This is a genomic window from Isosphaeraceae bacterium EP7, assembly GCA_038400315.1.
Taxonomy (GTDB): domain Bacteria; phylum Planctomycetota; class Planctomycetia; order Isosphaerales; family Isosphaeraceae; genus EP7.
The window spans coordinates 5,135,757-5,156,096 of record CP151667.1 but is presented as its reverse complement, the minus strand read 5'-3'; the positions used below and the strand labels follow the sequence as shown (position 1 = coordinate 5,156,096).

Annotated in this window: 17 protein-coding genes; 5 read left to right on the top strand and 12 right to left on the bottom strand. The window is 65.4% G+C overall.

Features of this window, described 5'->3' with window-relative positions; genetic code table 11:
* Positions 1–102 precede the first annotated feature (102 nt).
* Positions 103–498: a D-ribose pyranase gene (rbsD, locus tag EP7_RS20035; RefSeq protein ID WP_463523926.1), complete on the top strand. Its 396-nt coding sequence runs from the start codon at positions 103–105 to the stop codon at positions 496–498.
* Between the two features lie 49 nt (positions 499–547).
* Here rbsD and EP7_RS20030 read toward each other — a convergent pair whose 3' ends face one another.
* Positions 548–1,597 (bottom strand): Ldh family oxidoreductase, encoded by a 1,050-nt coding sequence (locus tag EP7_RS20030; protein ID WP_463523925.1) that lies wholly within the window; start codon positions 1,595–1,597, stop codon positions 548–550.
* A gap of 99 nt (positions 1,598–1,696) precedes the next feature.
* Here EP7_RS20030 and EP7_RS20025 point away from each other — a divergent pair, with 99 nt between their 5' ends.
* Both EP7_RS20025 and EP7_RS20020 read left to right on the top strand, forming a co-directional pair.
* On the top strand, positions 1,697–2,689 hold the full coding sequence (locus EP7_RS20025; protein WP_463523924.1) for an aldose epimerase family protein: 993 nt from the start codon (positions 1,697–1,699) through the stop codon (positions 2,687–2,689).
* Between the two features lie 205 nt (positions 2,690–2,894).
* Complete coding sequence (locus EP7_RS20020; RefSeq protein ID WP_463523923.1) at positions 2,895–3,413, top strand: hypothetical protein; 519 nt, start codon at positions 2,895–2,897, stop codon at positions 3,411–3,413.
* Between the two features lie 45 nt (positions 3,414–3,458).
* On the opposite strand, the gene EP7_RS20015 is transcribed toward EP7_RS20020, so the two are convergent.
* The 11 genes from EP7_RS20015 to EP7_RS19965 form a co-directional block, all read right to left on the bottom strand.
* A complete protein-coding gene (locus tag EP7_RS20015) occupies positions 3,459–4,736 on the bottom strand; it encodes a hybrid sensor histidine kinase/response regulator (RefSeq protein WP_463523922.1) in 1,278 nt (425 codons plus the stop codon).
* A gap of 87 nt (positions 4,737–4,823) precedes the next feature.
* Entirely contained in the window at positions 4,824–5,669 is an 846-nt protein-coding gene (locus tag EP7_RS20010; protein WP_463523921.1) for a response regulator, read from the bottom strand.
* A 266-nt stretch (positions 5,670–5,935) separates the two neighbouring features.
* On the bottom strand, positions 5,936–8,206 hold the full coding sequence (locus tag EP7_RS20005; RefSeq protein WP_463523920.1) for a WD40 domain-containing protein: 2,271 nt from the start codon (positions 8,204–8,206) through the stop codon (positions 5,936–5,938).
* Between the two features lie 56 nt (positions 8,207–8,262).
* Positions 8,263–10,653: a PPC domain-containing protein gene (locus tag EP7_RS20000; protein WP_463523919.1), complete on the bottom strand. Its 2,391-nt coding sequence runs from the start codon at positions 10,651–10,653 to the stop codon at positions 8,263–8,265.
* A gap of 205 nt (positions 10,654–10,858) precedes the next feature.
* Positions 10,859–11,542 (bottom strand): DedA family protein, encoded by a 684-nt coding sequence (locus tag EP7_RS19995; RefSeq protein WP_463523918.1) that lies wholly within the window; start codon positions 11,540–11,542, stop codon positions 10,859–10,861.
* Positions 11,543–11,592: 50 nt separating this feature from the next.
* The gene (locus tag EP7_RS19990) at positions 11,593–12,036 is read right to left on the bottom strand and encodes an ExbD/TolR family protein (protein ID WP_463523917.1); all 444 of its coding nucleotides are present in this window, start codon (positions 12,034–12,036) and stop codon (positions 11,593–11,595) included.
* A gap of 52 nt (positions 12,037–12,088) precedes the next feature.
* Positions 12,089–12,958, bottom strand: coding sequence for a MotA/TolQ/ExbB proton channel family protein (locus EP7_RS19985; RefSeq protein WP_463523916.1), 870 nt, complete (start codon positions 12,956–12,958; stop codon positions 12,089–12,091).
* A 127-nt stretch (positions 12,959–13,085) separates the two neighbouring features.
* A complete protein-coding gene (locus tag EP7_RS19980; RefSeq protein WP_463523915.1) occupies positions 13,086–13,538 on the bottom strand; it encodes a hypothetical protein in 453 nt (150 codons plus the stop codon).
* Positions 13,535–14,746: a trans-sulfuration enzyme family protein gene (locus EP7_RS19975; RefSeq protein ID WP_463523914.1), complete on the bottom strand. Its 1,212-nt coding sequence runs from the start codon at positions 14,744–14,746 to the stop codon at positions 13,535–13,537. The genes EP7_RS19980 and EP7_RS19975 overlap by 4 nt, the downstream gene beginning before the upstream one ends.
* A gap of 24 nt (positions 14,747–14,770) precedes the next feature.
* Positions 14,771–15,937: an AI-2E family transporter gene (locus EP7_RS19970; protein ID WP_463523913.1), complete on the bottom strand. Its 1,167-nt coding sequence runs from the start codon at positions 15,935–15,937 to the stop codon at positions 14,771–14,773.
* Entirely contained in the window at positions 15,934–16,890 is a 957-nt protein-coding gene (locus tag EP7_RS19965) for a hypothetical protein (protein ID WP_463523912.1), read from the bottom strand. Before EP7_RS19965 ends, EP7_RS19970 begins: the two co-directional genes overlap by 4 nt.
* 271 nt (positions 16,891–17,161) lie before the next feature.
* Between EP7_RS19965 and EP7_RS19960 the strand changes: the two genes are divergently transcribed.
* Together EP7_RS19960 and typA are read left to right on the top strand one after the other, a co-directional pair.
* Positions 17,162–17,971: a HEAT repeat domain-containing protein gene (locus EP7_RS19960; RefSeq protein ID WP_463523911.1), complete on the top strand. Its 810-nt coding sequence runs from the start codon at positions 17,162–17,164 to the stop codon at positions 17,969–17,971.
* 491 nt (positions 17,972–18,462) lie between these two features.
* Positions 18,463–20,289, top strand: coding sequence for a translational GTPase TypA (gene typA / locus EP7_RS19955; RefSeq protein WP_463523910.1), 1,827 nt, complete (start codon positions 18,463–18,465; stop codon positions 20,287–20,289).
* The last annotated feature ends 51 nt before the right edge of the window (positions 20,290–20,340 follow it).

Genomic DNA, 20,340 nt, shown 5'->3' with positions numbered 1-20,340 from the left:
CCCGCTACACTGGTTGAGCCCTTGGGCATCCTGGCCAGCCCGCATGGGGCCGTCCGCGGTGCCCCAGCCCGGTAATCGCGAAGCGAACGAGGATCTGGTCCGATGAAAAAAGGTGGCATCCTCAACCCGTCGATCTGCTCGCTTCTAGCCGAGCTGGGCCATACCGACGAACTCCTGATCGTGGATGCCGGATATCCGCTCCCGCCCGACGGACACGTCATCGACCTCACCCTGACCCCCGGAATCCCCCGCTTCCTCGACGTCCTCCGGGCCGTCGCCGAGGAGCTGGTCATCGAGGCCGTATCGATCGCCTCCGAGATGACCGAGTTCAGCCCGAAGCTGTATCAGGAAGTCGTCAAGATGCTCGGCGACGTCGATATCGACGAAGTCCCGCACCACGAATTCAAGGAGCAGTCGCTGGCCGTGAAGGGGGTCATCCGCACCGCCGAATTTACCCCCTACGCCAACATCCGGATCCTCTGCGGAAGCGCCTTCTGAAGGACGTCGTTGCATCGTTCTCCGCCTCCTTGAGCCGGCCTTCCCGCGATCAGGCCGGCGGGGTCACGCCGAGTTGCAACGCCAGCTCGGCGAGCCTTGCCCAGTGCGCCGGCGCGATCGGGATCCCTTCGGCGAGCCTTCGCTCCAACACAATCCGCTCCGGGTCGCCCGGGAGCAGGATCGCCTCGACACCCTCCGCACGCGGAGTCCCGCGGACATAGTGCGCCAGCGAGGTTGCCTGCTCGATCAGGGCGTCACGCCCGGCGAATAGCCCGGGATCGAGCGCCAGGAAAACCACGTTGTTTCCGCGTGGCGGTGGGGCCCCCTCGTGCGCGACCCGACCGCCGGTGAGACCGCCGGCCAGCATGTCGAGTACCAGGGCCAGTCCGAACCCTTTGTACGCCTGATCGCCGCCCATTGGCCTGAGGGTCCCGAACGGCGCCCGATAGAGCACGTTCGGGTCGTTCGTCGGCTTGCCATCGGAATCAAACAGCCAGCCGTCGGGAGTCTGCGCCTCATTGATCGCGTAAACCCGGACCTTCCCCTCGGCTGCCACGCTGGTGCCGAAGTCGAGCACGACCGGTCCGTCCTCGGTCGGAATCCCCACGCAGAGCGGGTTCGTCCCCAGTCGCCCTTCGAGGCCACCGGGTGGGGCCACGCGCTGGCCCGATCCGTTGTTGTTCACCGTGGCGATCAGGGCGATCCCCGATTCGGCGGCGCGCTCGGCATATTCGCCAAGTCGGCCGATATGCCCGCAGTTCCTGGCCGTCCCCGCGGCAATGCCCAGGGCCTTTGCCTTGGGCAGAATCTTCCCAAGCAGCCGGTGCGCCTGCACCTGCCCGAAGCCCCACTGGCCGTCACAAGTGACCGCGGCGGCCGTCTCATGCTCGACGATCAGGTCGACACCGAGGCGATAGTGCCCCTCTCGGAGGAACTCGATATACTGCGGAACCCGCATCACGCCGTGCGAGTCGTGACCGCGCAGGTTCGCGCCGACGAGGCCCTCCGCCACCACCCGCGCGTCCCCGGGCGGGACGCCCGCGGCGGCGAACATCGACTGGGCAAATTCGGTCAACTCCGCGGCTGCAATCGTCGGCACGGCGAGCCTCCCGCCAGGAATTGGATCCCTGCACTTCCTCGCGCCCGACTCGTCAGGTGAGGCGACTTCCAAGTGACCGATCTCTATCAGGAGCCTACCATGGCGTTCCAGGTTTCCGAAGAGGTTCGATCGGGACGCAAGGTCTACCACCTGCGCGACACGACCACAGGCGCCTCGGCGTCGATCCTCCCCGAGTCGGGCTTCAACCTCTTCGACCTGAAACTTCCCGTCGGGGGCCACCTCCGCCCAATCCTCTCCTCCTATCCCGACTTCCCGAATAAGCCGAGAGATTTCGGCCGCAACGGGATCCCCATCCTCTTCCCGTTCCCCAACCGCATCCGCGACGCCAAGTACTCCTACGGCGGGAAAGACTACACGCTCCCCGCCACCAACGGTTCCAACGCCATTCACGGCTTTGCCATCTCCGACCCCTGGGATGTCGTCGAGGCCAAGGTCACGGATGCGGGGGCCACGATCGCCGGTCGATACCAGATCAGCAAGAATTCGCCCGCGATGCAGCCCAACTGGCCCACGGATGGCGTGCTCTCCATCCGCTACACGCTCAATGGACGGACGCTCACCCTGGAGGCCGAGGTCTCCAATCCGACCGCCCAGCCGTTCCCGTTCGGGCTCGGTTTCCATCCCTACTTCCACCTCCCATTCACCGACGGCGGGGACCAGGCCAGGACCAAGGTCATTGTCCCCGCGTCCAAATTCTGGGAGCTGGATCAGTTCCTGCCCACCGGCAAGATCGTCGACGTCCCCGCCGGCCTTGACTTCCGCGCGGGCCAGCCGATCAAGGGCCTGAAGCTCGATGATGTTCTCACCGGCCTGGCCTTCGAGGGCGACACATGCACCTGCAAGCTCGTCGACGAAGCACTGGGTGCCGAGTTCCACCTGAGCTTCGACAAGGGATTCCGCGAGTTGGTCGTCTACACGCCTCCGGGAGATGGCGACGTCATCTCGCTCGAACCTTACACGCAGACGACTGACGCGATCAATCTCCAGACGAAGGGTGTCGACGCCGGATTACGCGTCCTCGGGCACGGCGAGATGGCCACGTTCAAAGTTGTCTTCCAGACCGTCGGGTAACGCGACTCGCGGCGGAAATCGACACTCCGGCAGTTTTCATGGTCAGGAGAATGGTCGATGTCGCCGATGGGCGCTATGATGGATAGAGGCGGATGGGGAAGGGCGGTGGCGCCGCTCTTTCGCCCGCCATATCGACCGACCGGCCGAGGACCATTCCAGCGAGTGTCCGTCCGCGTGGCGGGGGCTGCCGGCCAAGGGACGTTCCATGGATACCGCTAGCCCGAACCAACCCGCCGATTTCCAGGGTCTTCGCGTTGATCTGCTCCGGCAGGCAGTCGATACCTTCCTCCGTGTCGCCTATGCCGGAGCGGCACTGCCCGCATCCGTGAAGCGGCGGATCGAGTGGCCATCCGACCTGGAGGCCTGCGAGCTGCTCAACCTCCCCCAGTTCGAACGACCGGGCCGGACCCGCGAGGTGCCGGTGACGATTCGTGCCTTGCGGCTGGGCAATGCCGCTTATCCCCACATGAAGCTGCAGATCCAGCCCTGGCCCAATGCCGCAGGCTTCTTGCTCTCGGTGAATACCCACGACCAGGTCCAGCTCATCGACCCGGACAGCCCCGAGGCCGATCGCTTCCGGGCACTCCAATCCGAGAATCAACGCTACAAGGAAGCCATCGAGTCCGCCTGGGACGCCGAAGGGCTCCCCATCTTCCTGCGTTATCTCCGCGACTACATCACGAGCAACCTGCCGGCGACCCCTCCGCAGGCCGAATCAACCTGAGGGTCGGAGGCCACACGACTGGCCATGATCAACCCACCCGAAGAATCAGCGGATCGTGGATGCCAGGCCAACTCGAAGCACGTCGGGCTTCTCCGGCGATGTCGACCGGTTAACCGAGGAGGCAAGCGGCAACGAGGCCGCGGCGGGTGTCGGCTCGATCGAGTAGGATTTCTGCTTCCTGGGAATCGTGAAGGAGAAGGTCGAGCCTTCGCCGGGCTTGCTGATCACGGCGACATGGCCACCGTGCAACTCGACGAAGGCCTTGACCAGGCAGAGGCCCAGGCCGATCCCCTTCTTGCAGTACTGGAAGTCGCCCGAGGAGTGGTGCATCGTGTCGTAGCCGGTAAAGAACGGCTCGAAGAGATGCGGGCGATCGTCGGCGCAGATGCCGATTCCCTCGTCGATCACCGTGAACTTGACGGCGTTCCCGCCGACGTCGCAGGCATCGACCCGAATCGTGCCGCCGTCGGCCGTGAACTTGATCGCATTGACGATCAAGTTGGCGAAGACGTCGTGCATCTTCGCAGGGTCCACCTCGGCCGATCCCAAACGGTCGGCATTCACGACCACATGCTGATGACGGGCCCTGAGGAAGGGGTCGAGGTCGGCCAGAGAACGATCCAGGAGCGATCCGAGGTCGACTTCCTGGATGTCCAGAGTTCGGTCGAAACGGTCGGCACGCAGCAGCTTCAACATACGCTCGACAGAGCCGGCGAGGCGCTTGCCGGCGGCGTGGATCCGGTCGACCCAGTCGCGTTCGGCCTTCGTCGCCTCCTTGCCCTGGGACATCCGCCAGAGCTCGCTCATCCCCAGGACCACGGCAACCGGCGTATTGAGCTCGTGACTGGCCACCTCGATGAACGCCGTCTTCAGTCGATTGGCCTCGACCAGGCTGGCATTCGTCCGCGTCAGGTCGTCGACGAGCCGCGTCCGCTCGGTGATCAGGTTATGCTGCTCGACCCCCTGTCGGACCAGGCCGATGAGCTCATCGGGGTCGCACGGCTTGGTGATGTAGCGGAAGACTCCCCCTTCGTTGATCGCGCCGATGACGGCCCGGATGTCAGCGAAGCCGGTCATCAACAGTCGGGTGGCCTGAGGGTGAATCAGTCTGGCCCTGCGGAGGAACTCCACGCCCGACATGCGAGGCATCTGCTGATCGGAGATGATGACGTGCACGTCGGGCTCGGCCGCCATCGCTTCGAGGGCGGCCTGGCCTCCTTCGAACGCGATCACGCGATAATCGGGCCGGAAGAGGTCCTGCATCGAGCGCAAGACCTCAGGCTCGTCGTCGACGACCAAGAGTGTGGGGCGTGGGCCGGTCATGTCCCTGTGACCTCGACTCCGAGGGAGAGCGATGGGACCAACGAGCTTGACGCGCGGCGGCCCGTTTATCAAGCGAAGGGCCCGGAATTAGCCCGAGTGGACCGAGTCGGCGCGGAATCGCTTGACAAGCGTGACCTGGTTTCCGGCCTCGTTATAAACGAGGTCATCGACCATCCCTCGACTGATCATCATCCCAAATCCGCCGTCCCGAAGACCTAATTTCTCGCGCACGTCCATGTGACTCAACGGGTCGTCGGGCGAGGCCGCGTGGGGAAGATCCTCGCGGTCGAATCCTTCGCCCTCGTCGCTCACCAGGATCTCGACCCGATCGTGATAAACTCGATAGACAATCTGCACAAGCGCTTCCGACCGGTGACGGTTTCCCCACTCGATCGCATTCTGTCCCATCTCCATCAGGGCCTGCCGCAGCTGAGAGACCTGCTCGGGCATCAGCGGGGTGGCCAGACGCAGGCCCATCAAGAAATCGTTCACCTCGGCGAGGAACGCAGGCTCGTTGTCCAGCTCGACGACGATCTCGCCGTCGACCCGCCGCCGGTCGAGGTCTTTCCTCCAGGACCTGGCTAGATCGACGGCCTGGTAAAGCGAATCGGCGTCGTAAGGCTTAGTCAGGTAGGCATTTGCACCGACCCGAAATCCACGAGCCCGATGCTGAGCATCGTCAAGTGCGGTGACCATGACGACCGGGGTCCGGGTCGTCCGAGGGTCGCGTCTTAACTCCTGACAGACGAGAAACCCGTCGGTGTCGGGGAGCATCAGGTCGAGCAGGATCACGTCCGGAGAAAGCTCTGCGGCGAGCTTCAGGCCCGTCCGACCGTCGTGGGCCAGGATCGGTTCGAGGTTTCGATGCCTCAGGAGACGGCCGAGGATCTCGGCCTGGTCGAGATCGTCCTCGACGATGAGCGCCTTATCCATGGTGCGTTTCCCCTGACATGGACTGTCGGTTCGACCAGGGTCGGCCGTCCGCGCGTCACAGGGGTTCGGGCCCCGCCGCAGACTCGCCCGCGGCAGGGTGAGTCAACCCGAAGTTCTAGCGAATCCTAGGCCAGCGGCCAACCTGTGTCCAGGGCCTGGCCCATGGCTCCGGATTCGGCGGCGACACGAAACGCCTTCGAGATCCAGGGGCCGCCCGGCGAAACTCGCGAAGTCCCCCTTCGATGGGCGACCTCAGGGGCAGATGATCAGGGTGAAGGCGCCGGCGGATCGATCTTGCGGACGATTCGCCCGTCCTTCGCATCCCAGATGAGGAGCACCCCATCTGCCCCCCCGGCGGCGATGCGCGACCCGTCGGCCGAGGTCGCCACGCCAAAGACGTAGTCGGACTCGCCGGCGAATGTCCGCTCGATCGCGCCATTCTCCGAGTTCCAGGCCCGGACGTTCGTATCGCCCGAAGCGGCGATCAGGGTCGGCTTACCCGGGACCCAGCGCACCGCTGTGATCTGCTTCCCGGCCGGTGTCGCGGTCCTGAGTTGCTCGCCCGAGTCCAGGTCCCAGACCTTCATGACGTTGTCCGCGCCGCCCGTCACGAGCCTCTTCCCCTCCTTGTCCCAGTCAACGGCCAGCACATGATGCGTGTGCCCTTCAAACATCCGAACATCCTTCCCACCTAGCAAACGACTCACTTTGAGGAACTTGTCGGCGGACCCCGTGGCCAGAAGCGAACCGTCGGGGCTGAAGCGGACACCGAAGACGGTGTCGCTGTGCAGCTCGTCCATCGACCGGACGAGCATCCCCTTGTTCACCTCCCAGACCTTCACCTCACCCGACCTCGACGGTTCCCCCCCTCCCGCGGCGAGGAGCGTCCCGTCGGGACTGAAGTCCAGTGCCAGGACACGGAAGACGTGCGGGCCGAGCGTCTTCATCGCCGACCACGTCCCCTCGAACGCCCACGACTTCAGGGTCTTCTCCGCCGAGGCCGTGACCAGAGTCCCCTGTCCGGTGAACGCGACCTTGCGGATCGGCTTGACCTCCTTCACGCCGGGCTCGGCGTGGCCGAAGGCGATCACCCCCAAGCCGGTGGCCGTCTCCCAGACCTTGACCCCTCCCTGAGCACCCGCAGTCGCCACCCGGCTGCCGTCCGGCGAGAACGCGACCGAATTCACCTCGCCCGGATGCCCTCCTAGAGTCGAGAGGCTTTTCCCGCTGGCGACGTCATGCAGCCTGGCCGACCGATCCGCAGAACCGCTGAGCAATACTTTGCCGTCGGGCGAGAGTGTGAGCGCACGAACCGGACCGATATGCCCGCCATAAGTCGTTGCGGCTTCGCCTTGAAACGTGCGCCATGAGCGAATCGAGTGGTCGTCCCCTCCTGTGAAGATCCGCCGACCATCCTTGCTGAGGACCAGGGCCCTCACCGGGCCTTTGTGGCCGTTCAGCACGATCGGCGTGCCGGGCACTTCACCCTCGGCGGGAAGCTCCCAGATCCGCCCGGTCCCATCCTCGGAGACGCTGGCGACCCGCAACCCGTCGGGCAGGAAGGCGACGTCGTGCACCGGACCGGCGTGCCCCTTCAAGGCGAGACGCTCCTTGCCGTCGGCCAAGGTGATGAGACGAAGGATGCCGTCACCGCCGCCGGTCAGGAGGGTCAGGCCGTCGGGCGAAAGGGCGAGGGCGAGCACCTGCGCCGCAGGGTGGTCGATCTTCCGCGTCTCCTTGCCATCGGCGACCGTCCAGGCGCGGATCGTCTTGTCCAAGCCGGCCGAGTAGGCGACGTTGCCGTCGGCCGAGATTGCCAGGGCATTGACATCGTCGGTGTGCCCGGTCATCGTCTTTTTGAGGGCCCCGCGGGGAGTCCTCCAGAGGGTGACGATCTGGTAACTCCCCGCCGCAAGCATCGAGCCGTCGGGGCTGTAGCGGATCGACTGGATGATGTCCTGATGACCGCCCAGCGAGACGATCTCCATGCCGGAGTCGGCGTCGAAGACGTGGACCACGTTCGCACGACCCGCGGCGATGCGGGCCCCGTCGGCGGTCATGTCCACGGCCACGATTGGCTGAACGCCCGGAGGCAGCGAGCCCAGCACGAGCGACTCGGGCGCCTTGCCCTCGGCGTCGGAATCATCCAGAGCCCCGCCGTCGATCCAGAGCTTGAGCAGCCCCAACTCATCGGAGGTCAGCGGCTTGGAGTCCTTCTTGTCCGCGGGGGGCATCGACGGCTCGACGCGATGCGCTGACATCGTGAAGAGGAGGCTCTCGTCCGCCTTACCCGCGACCAGGGCCGGGCCTCGTTTGCCCCCTTTAAGCATCGAGGCGACGTCTTCCATCACGAGCTTTCCGCCGGCCGAGCCCTCGCTGTGGCAGCCGACGCACTTGCCCGCGAGCAGGTCGGCCACATCGTTGGCGTAGCTGACCGGCGTCGTCCGTTTCGGCAGATTCACCGGGATCGGCTCGGACGCCGCGGAGAGCCCCGCGAGCGAGAGGCTGATGATCGAGGCCAGGAGAGGAAGTTTCATCGCGGACGCCTCAAAGTTCATCGCTCGTCTTCCTACGCGATCACTCGCCATTGGAATTAGGATTTCGGCGCGACGGTCAGGGTCAGGGGCTCGTCGGTCTCGATCACCTGTCCATCCACGGTCGCCGAGATCCGCAGAAGAACCGCCTTCGGCCCTTCCGGCGCATCGGCACCCGCGAGGATCGTCAGCTTGCCCGCGCCTTGATCCGCGGCAATCGCGACGACCTCGGCACTCAGCTTCATGTCGGCTTCCGCGATCAGTCGTACCGTCACCGGCCCGCAGTCTTTGACGACCCTCGTGATCGTCAGCGGGATCTCCAGCTTGCTCCCTCGTGCCAGAGGCCCCGGGGGCATGACGGCCGCCATCGTCGCCGGCGCCGCCCTCACGTCGAGCAACAGGATGTTCGTCGGCTCGCTGACCGTCACGTTCGGCTTTTCCTTGGCCGCCGGGTCCTTGCTGAACGGGAACGGACCCGATCCCCTGGCCATCAGGGCATAAACACCCGGCGTTACCGTCTTGGGCAGGAGCAACGATCCGGTCGCCGAGCCTTGATCCTTGGCGATCGTCAGGGCGAGCGCAGGAACCCCCGGCGGCACGTCAACACTCGCCAGCGCGACTGCCTCGACAAACCCCGGCAATCGGGTCACGTTCGCCTTGAAATCGAGTCGCCGACCGGGGGCCGCGATGAGCGTGTCGGCCGACCAGGCGACCGCGAACGGCGCCCCACCGATCACCGTCAGCGGGAAACCGCGTGTCCGCCGCGATTTCGACGGCACATCAACCGCGATCAGCCCCACACCCATCGCCGGCATGACCACTTCGGAGGGATCCGCCTTGCCGTCCGCGTTCAGCGATCGGCCCACTAGTTTGAGAGTGACAATCCCCTCTTTGGCGGTCGGATCGGCCTCGACGACGATCGGGGCCTGCACCTGCCCGGCGGCGATCACCGTCGGATCGCATTTCAGGCCTGCGGGGAGGTCCACCGCCTCGACGCGGATCGGCCGGCTGAACCCGTCCACGCGGGCGACCAGAATCCTCGCGCTTGCCTTGCCGCCGGCTCGCACGGTGAGAGCCGACGCCAGCGCCAGATTTTCGGGGGCGATCATGAGTTGATAGTCGGCTCTGGCGGGGCGGATCGACAGGACATACGCCAGGCGGGCATCCCCGCGCTGTGAGCCGAGCAGGTCGCTGATCGCCACCTGGAACGTGCCATCCGCGGGCGCCTCCCAGCGAATCGCCGGGTCGACGGAGCTGAGCAACGCACGCGGAGCCGTCCCCGCGTCGGCCAGGTCGTCGCCCACGACCAGATCCGTCGCCACCCCTTTGTCGTCGACCTGCTGGACCACGAACACGGGATCGGCCGACGAGCCGATCTTCTCCGCGGTCGCCTCGATCCAGTAGACTTCTCCCTTCTTCGCCTTGAACCGATAGACGTCCAGGTCGGAGGGCTCACCGAACGTCCCCGAGACTTCCGCCGGCAAGGTCAGCGTCTGCGGCTTTGTCTCGTCATTCGGCTCGACTTCGAGAGTCACCGGGACGTTCGCCAAGGCAAAGCCGATCGGCTCGGCTCGTCCCGAGCCATTGGCGTAGACGTAATCGGCCCCCCGACGCAGCAAACCCGCCCCAGCAACCTGCCCCGGCCAGCTCAGGTCGTCGGCCGGGATCGTCACGTCGACCTCGACCTGCTCCAGCGGCATCCCATCGGCGGTCAGGCCCGGCGAATTTTTGCCGCCCAGACCTCGGCCGTAGAACGTGACTTTGGTCGTCTTGCCCGGCTCCAGCGCCCTGGGGATCGCCGCGTCGACGTGCGGCCCTTCGTGGATCGTCAGGCGATAGACATGCTGGGGCGAGCCGCCGTAGACGACGTCGTGTACCCGCAAGGTATACCGGCCGTCCGCCGGCAGGGTGACGTCGAGGAACGGATCAACCCCGCGCACGTCCCGGCTCTCGGCCATCGCCCGGCCATCGGGGCCATAAAGCGTCAGGGTCGCGTCGAGCTTGCTATCAAGTCGCTCGGCCGCCAGATCCAGGAATAACCGGCGGCCTTTCACGCCTTCGAACGCGTAAAAGTCCAGCTCGGTCGGTGTCGCGATCACTCCGCTGACCGTCGAGTTGGGCGTCAGAGGAGTCGCGGTCGCCTTGGTCTCGTTGGGCTCGACCTCGAGCGCCTCGGGCCGATCCCCCACCACGAAGACCCGCGGATTGCTAATCCCCAGGGGGCCAGACGCCCTGATGTCGTGATGCCCCGGGGGCACGTCGGGCCCGATCGCCACCCGGAAGGTCGCCCCTTTGAGCAGGAAGGCCCGGAACCCCGGATGGTCGAACCAGAGGGAATTCGCCCCCTCCAGGTCAGTCCCCGAAATCGTCAGCAACACCGAATCGCCGGCCCGGCCTCCGGTGGTCGAGAGCCCAGCCAGCTTCGGCTCGGGAAACTGGGCCGAAGCCACGCCGGCCATCCACGCAATTGCCGTAAATCCAGCAATTCTCAAACAGCTCTGGTGGGCCATGGCCCATGGGCGGCGCGGGGGCGTATGCATCGGCGGGGCCTCGACTGGCGGCGGGAAGGACCGGCGGGCGGGCTGGCGGGGAAGGTCGAACCCCCTCAGCATAAACGCGCCAGCCCCGCGCCGGTAGAGCCCTGCCTCCGCCGACTCAGGCCATCGTCGCCGGCTCGTCGAGCACCTCGGGGTCCGCGAGCGACTCCACGAACGACTCAGGGTGCCCCTTCAGCCTGTGCCTGATGAAGTGGATGATCGCCGGCAAGACCGAGATCACGACCACCACGACGATGATGATCTCCAGCTTCTTCACCGCGCCCGGGAACAAGACCCCGAGGAAATAGCCCGTCAGCGACATGCTCACGATCCAGCCGACGCCGCCCACCACGTTGAACATCAGGAACCGGCGATAATCCATCCGGCCCATGCCGGCGACTACCGGCGCGAAGGTGCGTATGATCGGCATGAACCGCGCGATCACGATCGTCTTGCCGCCGTGCCGCTCGTAGTAGTCGTGCGCCGCCCGCAGGTGCTTCGGCTTGAACAGCAGCGAGGCTTCCTTCTGGAACAGCCTCCCCCCCGCGTGGTAGCCGATCCAGTAGCCGACCGTGTCGCCCAGGATGGCCGCCGGGATCAGCAGCGCGTTGATCCACCAGATGTTCAGGTCGCCGCGCGCCGCGAAGATGCCGGCCGTCACCAGCAGCGAGTCGCCCGGCAGGCAGAAGCCGATGAGCAGCCCCGTCTCCACGAAGATGATGATCGTCATCAGCACATAGCCGGCCTTCACGACCGTCTCGGCGTGCAGCAGGTCAAGCAACGGTTGCAAATACTCTTGCACGATGATCCCTTGAGCTATGGATGGAAGGGGGAATGGCCCGGGTTCCGCCATCAGGGCGCCGGCGCGGTCGTTGCCCCGGCTTCCCTCGGCCGGACCGGCAGGCGGACATTCTTGATCCCCGCCTCGTTGCACGTCGAGAGCACGTCGGCCAGGTCCTGGTACGCCAGCTTGGCGTCCCCGCGCACCAGCACCCCCTGGTCGGCATACCTGGCCTTGGCCTCGTCGAGCGCCTTGCCCAGCCCCGCGAGGTCGGTCGTCTCGTCGCCGAGCGCCACCCGGCCGGGGCCCAGGACCGTGATAGTGAGGTCGTCGGGCGCGGACGTCAGCGGCGCGGCGCTCGTCACCTCGGGGACGTTCACCTCGAACTCGCTCTGGTCCCAGTCATACAGCTTCGTCGCCGCCATGAAGAAGACGAGCAGGCAGAGCACGACGTCCACCATCGGCGTCATGTTCACATAAGGCAACTCGTCGGCGTGCATCCGGTCCGAGAGCATCGGCGTCGCTCCGGGGAGGTTCGAGACCTGGCGGCTTGGCTTCTTCAATCAATCAGTAAGGCCGCACGTCATGCCGCGACATCTCCAGCGGCCTCCTGCCTTCAGGCCCGCGTGCCTGCACCCCGGCCTCGGCCGAGACCAGCTCGATCACCTTCGCCGCCTCGTCATCGAGCGCCTTGACGAGCACGTCCACCTTGTTCAGCAGGTAGTAGTAGGACACCACCGACACGATCGCGATTGCCAGCCCCAGTGCCGTGGAGACGAGAGCCAGGCTGATCCCGCTCGCAAGCGCCTCGCCCCGCGCCGCGCCCGACTTGCCGCCGAGCGCCCCGAACGACTCGATCATCCCCAGCACCGTCCCCAGCAGGCCCAGCAAGGGGGCAAGAGTCGTCGTGCCGTTGAGCACCCGCACGTTCCGCTTCAGCTCGACCACCTCGCCGGACGCCTCCAGCGAGACCGCATGCCTGATTTGCGCGGAGGGCTGTCCCCAGTGCCGCACGACCGAGGCAAAGACGCGCGCCACCGGGCTGTCATTCGACCGGCAGAGTTCCGCCGCCCGGTCGCGGTCGAGCTTGTCGCCCGAGAGCCGTTCCAGGAATCGGTTGGTGAAGTCCTTGGGAATCACCCGCGACCGCCTCAGGGCGACGAACCGCTCCAGGGCGAAACCCATCGTCGCCACCGAGCAGATGCCCAGCATCCAGATCATCGGGCTGCGGCTGAAATGCCTCAGCAGCGCCGTCCGATCCACCGCAGGAGCATTCATACCTGCCCGCGCGCGACCCGCCGCCGGCTCGGCCTTGGCCGCCGCGCCGGGTGGCTCTTGCGCCTCCGACGGGACGCTCATCAGGCAGAGCGCCAATGCCAGGCAAGGCCCGAAGGCCCCCATCGACCCGAGCCCCACCCGGGCCAGAACCTTCGACATCGGCGACTCCTCCGTGCCCGACTCAGGGCGCACCGCTCCCTCAAGAGGCCACACCGGCCTCGGAGCCGATTCTAGCCGCCCCCCTCAACCTGTCAATCCAGGCCCGGAGACGCCGTCGACGTCCGAATCAACTTCCCGAGCCCGCGTCCTTCAAGGGAGGCAGCCCATCCTCGGACATCGGTGTCATCTCACCCCCCGACCCCAGCAGCCCCACCGGCCCATCAAACTTCCAGTCGCCCTCTTCCCGGACCAGGCGATACACGGGCCCCAACCGGTTGCTCGGGCAGAGCCAGACCTCGGCACCCTCGCGCCAGGCCTGGAAATTCTTGTGGATATTCCGGGGCAGCCCGATGATCCCCCCCTCGTCCGAGGCGACAAGCGTATGCCCCGCGAGATAGCGGGCCGAGCACAGCCGAACGGCCGCGGCGACATCCTGCCGATTGGCCGCGTCCAGCAGCCTGTGATAAGTCGAGACCGCCCCGCGCACCGGGCCCGTCGAGACGGCCAGCCCGACGACACCCGAAAGCAACAGAAGCGCGACGCCGCCGCCGATCCACCAGCCTTTCCGCTCGGCCGTCATTTCAGGTCCTCGAGCGCCTGCGACAGGTCGGCCCAGAGGTCCGCCGGATCTTCCAGGCCGACGGATAGCCGGATCAGGCCCGGAGTAATGCCCAGGGCCGCCGCCCGCTCGGGCGTGAACGACCGATGGCTGGTCGTCACCGGATGGCTCAGGGTCGTGGAGACATCCCCTAGACTCGGGGCGAACGGGATATGTTCCAGGGTCCGGATGAACCGATCCGCGGCGGCCCGGCTCCCCAGATCGAAGGTCAACATCGCCCCGAACTTCGTCCCCAGCAACGACCTGGCACGCACATGGTCGGGGTGAACGGCCAGCCCGGGATAATGGACCGCGTAGACCTGATTCACCCTTTCCAGCCGCCCTGCCAGCTCCAAAGCAGTCGTCGAGGTCCGCTCCACCCGCAACGCGAGCGTCGACAATCCTCGAAGCGCCAGCCAGCTCTCGAACGGGTTGCCCGTCATCCCGAACGTCGAGGCCAGCGAGCCGGCCCGCGTCACCAACTCTCTGGAACCCGCAAGCACCCCCTGCGTCAGGTCCGCATGCCCGCCAATCAGCTTCGTCGCCGAATGCGTCACCGCGTCGGCCCCCAGCGCGATCGGCCGACAGAGCAGGGGGGCGAACGTATGGTCGACGAGGAAGGTGGCACCCGCCTCGCGAGCGACCTCGGCGAGCCCCGGCAGGTCGGCCAGACGCAGCAGCGGGTTGGAAAGCGTCTCGGCGAACACCACCCGCGTCTTGCCCGTGAGGGCATCCTGCAAACTCTCAGGACTCGTGGGGTCGAACGTGGAATGAGTCACGCCGTAGCGGCTGAGTTCGTTCACCAGCACCGAAGTCCGGCCATAAACCCCTTCGGACAGGGCGATGTGGTCGCCGGACCCGAGCAATGCCAGCAGCGGCGCGGCCTCGGCCCCCATGCCCGAGGCACAGACCAGGGCCGCCTCGGCCCCTTCCAGCGACGCGACCTTGGCCGCAAGCTGTGACGCATTCGGATGCCCGTCGCGTGCGTAGATGTAGCCAGACTGCTCTCCCCCATACAGCGCGTCGACTTGGTCGAGCCCTTTGATCTTGTAGACCGCGCTCAAGTGCAGCGGAGGGACCAGGGGCTCGGTCGCCATGGGCGGAGCCTCGGCAGGCCGGGCGCATCGGGTTGAATCTTCGGGCTCGTTCCGGCCGGTCGGCTTGTTCACGCTGGCATGGTCCCTGATCATAAAAGTGATTTTCTGCGATTATGATCAGCTCGAGATCATCTCGCCAGCGCCGACCGCCGGGGTCGGCCCGCCGGCCCCGCCCGACCCGTCCAGCGTCGGGTCGCCGGCAAGCCTCGGGTCGGGAAGTGGGGAGTGCCAGACCTTGCTCATCAACTCCGCCCAGCGATACATCTCGGGCACGTTCTGGAACACGAGCTTCATGCAGACCGTCAGCGGCATCGCCACGATCAGGCCGACCAGCCCCCAGAGGAATCCCCAGAACAGGCAGGCGATCAGGATCGTCGTGCCATTCAGGTCGAGCGACCGGCCCAGCACCATCGGCGTGATGATATAGCCCTCGACCCCGGCAAGCCCCAGGAACACCGCCGCCACGATCAGGCCGTCGCCGATCGCGCCCGACTGCCCCAGGGCCACCAGGGCCGGCAACCCGCCGCCGATCGCCTGGCCCACGTAGGGGATGAAATTCAGGAGTCCGGCGAGCAGCCCCAGAGCGAACGGAAACTTCACCCCCAGGGCCCAGAGGATCAGGGCGAAGACCACGCCCAGTCCCAGATTGATCAGCGTCCGGGCCACGAGGAACGCCCTGATCTGTCGCGTCAGGTCGTTCAAGGTCGCCTGCGCCGACGCCGCGTCGTTGCTGGTCGGGGCGAAGAATCGGACCAATTTCGGGCTGAGAAGTTCACCCTCAGCCAGCAGGAAGAGGACAAGGACCAAGACGATGAAGCCTTGCGCCACACCCCAGGTCAGGTCGGCCAGCCCGTAACTCAACTTGTCGATCAGGAGGTTACGGTTCGCGTCCCCCAGCACGTCGATTGTCCCCGGCTCAGGCAAGATCCCGCGCAAATAAGGCTTGTCGCGGATCATGTCCGAGATCCGGTCGCTTAGGCCGCCGGAAAGCCGTTCGACGTCCGCCGGGAGCGAATTCCCCGCCTGAACCAGGCTTTCCGCCGTCAGGCTCGCCCCATAAAGGCCCAGGAAGGCGGCCAACAGGAACAGCATCACCGCCGCGCCGATCGGGCCCAACGGCAAGACCCTGCGCAAGAACGAGGTGATCGGCGAGAGTAAGCAGGCCAGCAGCAGGGCCAGCGCAATCGGGATCAGAATCACCTTCATCAGGTAGAGAGCGGCCATGACCGCCAGGACGGCCAGGGTGACGAGCGATGCGGTCCCGTAATTCGTGCCCCGATTCACGCCTCGCCTCCCCCTCGTCCCGCCGCGTTCTCATCCACGTTGCACGTCGATTTTCCCGCGCCTTGGTCGACCTCGCAACCCGACTCGCCCGGGATGCGTCCCGGCACATCCAGCCCCTCGAGGCCGCTGCTCCTGGCCTCGAGCTCCAATCGCGCAGGATCGGCAAAACGCCTCAGCAAACCCTTCAAGGTCGCGTCCGCCGCCTTGGGCACCTCTCCGCAGAACGGGCCACCCTCGGCGGCCTCGACCCCGTGCCAGCTTAATCGGAACGGCCAATTTACGATTTGAGCCGTCCTGCCGAACCGCTCATTCACACGCAAGGCCCAGGCCACGCCCCAATGATCGCGGAACCAGCCCCAGAGTCGTTCCAGCTCGGTGCTCCCCTCGACCGGCCTGCCCGCCCGCCATTCTCCCAGCCAGACCCCCCCAGCGAACAGCAAGGGGACCGCCGACCAGAGCCGACCTCGGGTCTCCCTCGACCAGTCCATCTGCGTTAGCGCGAGATATTCCAGTCCGAATCCTGTCAGGAGTGCGAGCGACGACGGCCCGAATTTCGTCGGCAGGTGATTCGTTCCACCCGCCAGAACGAGCAGCCCGAAGAAAATCGTCCAGGGTGCATCCAGCCGGAGTCGATCCCAGGCGTCTCCGGCATTTGCTAGCCCAGAGCCCTCAAGCCAGGGCACCAGCATCACCAGCACCAGCAACCCCATCAGCAACGCCCAGGCTCCTCCGCCGGGACTTCGCGCATTGAGCACCGAGATCAAGGCCGCAAACGTCACCAGCACCATGAGATAAACCAACTGACCCGCCATGGGACGACCTGACGACGCGACTTCGCCCAATTCGACGAACTGGGAAATCAGGCCAATCACCATGGCCACCATCGCCCAGTTCAGGGCAGGGCCGAGTTCAGTCCCCGTTGCCCACCGACGGGCCCTGACCAGTGGGATCACCGCGAGCCCCGTCCCCATGATCCCACACCACGGGGCACCTTCAGAATTCCAGAGCAGACATCCTATTCCACCCAATATTCCCAGAAATCCAGAAATGAGACGGATTTGTCGAGCCATTTCGGACGTTGAGGGGAAAGCGGAAATCATAGTTTGGGGACTTTGGAAACTTTGGTTGGGAGTTTGCAGGTTATGCCGATCATCGGGTACATTCAAACCACACCCATCGTCCCCGTTTGTGGGACGAACTGCTAGCCACGGGAGATGCGGCACCATGATCTTCGCCTCGCTGACCACGGCCACGCTCTTGGCCCAACTCGCCGTCGGTGGCGGCATCCACAGCCTCTTCCCAAGGCATCATGCCGCCAAAGTTGTCGTGGTCGAGACGGCGGCCGCCGATTGCTGTGACGACTGCGGGATCGAATCGGCCCGAGTCGCCGGCCTGATCGCGCGTCTGAAAACCTGTCCCCGCTGGCAAGACCGCGATAACGCCGCACATGCACTCCGCAAGGTCAAAGCGAAGTGCCATCCGGAAGCCGTCGCGGCCCTCTCCTTCGCGATGCTCAAGGACTGCCACGAAGAAGTCCGCGAGGAAGCCGCCGAGACCCTCGCCGTTCTCGCCCCCTGCGACCCGTTCGCCCACGAGGCCGTCTCGATCGCCGCCGCCCGCGACCCCGACCACGCGACCCGCAAGCAGGCCCGTAAAGCCTTGGCCCGCATGGGAGATCGTTGCGTGGGCGACTGCCAGATCTGCGACCCGGGTCCGGCCTACGCCGGTGGCCCTTCGATTGACCTCATTCCGCCCATCGTCATCGATCCCAGCCGCGCTACCCCCGACCAACCTCGGATGGAGTATGTCCCGGGTGACGTCATCGTCCCCGAGACGATGCCCGCGAATCCGGAACTCTCGCCCATCGAAGAAGTTCCGCCGCCGGCTCCCGAGGCCATTTCTCCGTTCAGCCCGAACCTGCCGGGGGCCCGCCGATCGACCCTCGGAACCCGGGCAATGACTGCCTCGCATCTCCGTTCTGCGGGGTTGTCCACTCGGATCGCCATGGTGGGCCGAATCGCCTACGGCCTTTAATCACTCCTCCGTCGCGCCGATCCGGGCCCGCCCCAACCGGGCCCGGATCCATATCGAAAGTCTCTGATTCCTCACCCATTCATGCGGTTGTCTCACTCAAAAGCCTGAGGAAATAAGAAAAGAATCAGAGAGAAATCCATTATTTTTCAACATCGAATTCATGGTGGGTCACATCCATTTGAATCAGATGGCGAGAAAGCCTGACGACCTTCAAATCTCTTGTGAGAAGACTTCCGAGCTAAACGATTCGCTATCTCGAATCCTTATCACGACTTGCATCGAATCACTTCATATTAATCTGGCATTCATACGAAACGAACCCAGCGTACGACCTCGGAAAACGAAACGAACCCGGCGTCCAGGTCAAGTGACCTCTCTGCCCGGCTGAGCTTGCCCGGCACCGTATGATCTGTTAGTTTGACTGAGATCGTCCCACGAGCAGAACCCCTCCTTCCGTGAAGGCCCGCCCCTCCTGGGTGGACTCTTTTCCCATGACGCGACGCGATAATATTCGCAACGTGGCCATCATCGCCCACGTTGACCACGGCAAGACCACGCTGGTCGACGCCATGCTGCGCCAATCCGGCCAGTTCCGGGCCAGCCAGCTCGTGGGCGATTGCATCCTCGACTCCAATGATCAGGAGCGCGAGCGTGGCATCACCATCTTGGCCAAGAACATCGCCATCAACTTCGGCGATTACAAGATCAACGTGATCGACACGCCGGGCCACGCCGACTTCGGCGGAGAGGTCGAGCGCACCCTTCAGATGGCCGACGGCTGCCTCGTGCTGGTCGATTCCTTCGAGGGGCCGATGCCCCAGACGAAGTTCGTCCTCCGCAAGGCCTTTGCCAACAACCTCAGGCCGATCGTGGTCATCAACAAGATCGACCGCCCCGACGCTCGCCCCGAGGAGGTGCTCAACGAAATCTTCGACACCTTCCTCGAACTGGGCGCAAGCGAGGAGCAGGCCGACTTCCCCTATATCTTCGCCTCGGGCCGCGGCGGCTTCGCCTCGCACGACCCCAAGGCGACCGGCGGCGACATCCGCCCGCTGCTCGAGCTGATCGTCGAGAAGGTGCCCGGCCCCGAGGTTAATCTCGACGGCCCGCTCCAGCTCCTCTGCACGACGCTCGACTTCTCTGAGTACGTCGGCCGTATTGCCATCGGCCGGATCAGCTCGGGCCGCGTCAAGCGTGGCCAGCGTGCTGCCCTTATGGGCGCCGACAACAAGATCACGATGGGCACCGTCGACAGCGTCATGGTCTTCGAGAAGCTCGGCCGTGTCGAGGTTCCCGAGGCCGAGGCGGGCGACATCGTCGCCGTGGTCGGCTTCGGTGACGTCAACATCGGCGACACGATCGCCGACGGCGAGACCCCGGTCGCGCTGCCGCGTATCGAGATCGACGAGCCGACCCTCAACATGCTCTTCACCGTCAACGACTCACCGTTGACCGGCGAGGGCGACTTCCTCACCACGCGCCACCTCAAGGAACGCCTCGACCGCGAGCTGCGGTCCAACGTCGCCCTGAGGGTCGAAGAGGCCGAGACGCGCGACAGCTTCACCGTCTCCGGGCGTGGACTGCTGCATCTCTCGGTCCTCATCGAGACGATGCGGCGCGAGGGCTACGAGATGGCCGTCGGCAAGCCCGAGGTCATCCTCAAGAACATCGACGGCGTCGTCCACGAGCCCTACGAGTTCCTGGTCGTTGACGTCCCCAACGGCCAGATGGGCCCCGTCATGGAGCTCGTCGGAGCCAGGCGCGGCGAGATGATCCGGATGGACGTCAAGGGGGCCTACGCCCACCTCGAGTTCTCCATCCCCGCTCGCGGGCTGCTCGGACTGCGTAATCGCCTGATGAGCGGCACGCAGGGCGAGGCGATCATGCACCACAACTTCCACGGCTATCAGCCCTTCAAGGGCGACATCCCGCGCCGCGGTAATGGCGTCATGATCAGCATGGTCCGCGGCACCGCCGTGGCCTTCGCCATGGACAGCCTTCAAGAGCGCGGGACGATGTTCATCTCCCCCGGCGACGACATCTACGAAGGGATGATCATCGCCGAGAACGTCCGGGGCGACGACATGGTCGTCAACCCGGCCAAGGAAAAGAAGCTGACCAACATGCGGGCCTCCGGCTCGGACAAGAACGTCCTGCTGAAGCCCCCGCGCCAGATCACGCTCGAGTATGCCCTTGAATACATCGAGGCCGACGAGCTGGTCGAGATCACCCCGACCAAGATCCGCCTCCGCAAGAAGTACCTGAGCGAAGACGGCCGCAAGCGGGCCGACCGCGGCAGCAAGAAAGTCAGCGTCTGACACCCGCCCGCCCCGAGGCCCTCAAGCCTCGGGGCGGGATCGGTTTCCTTG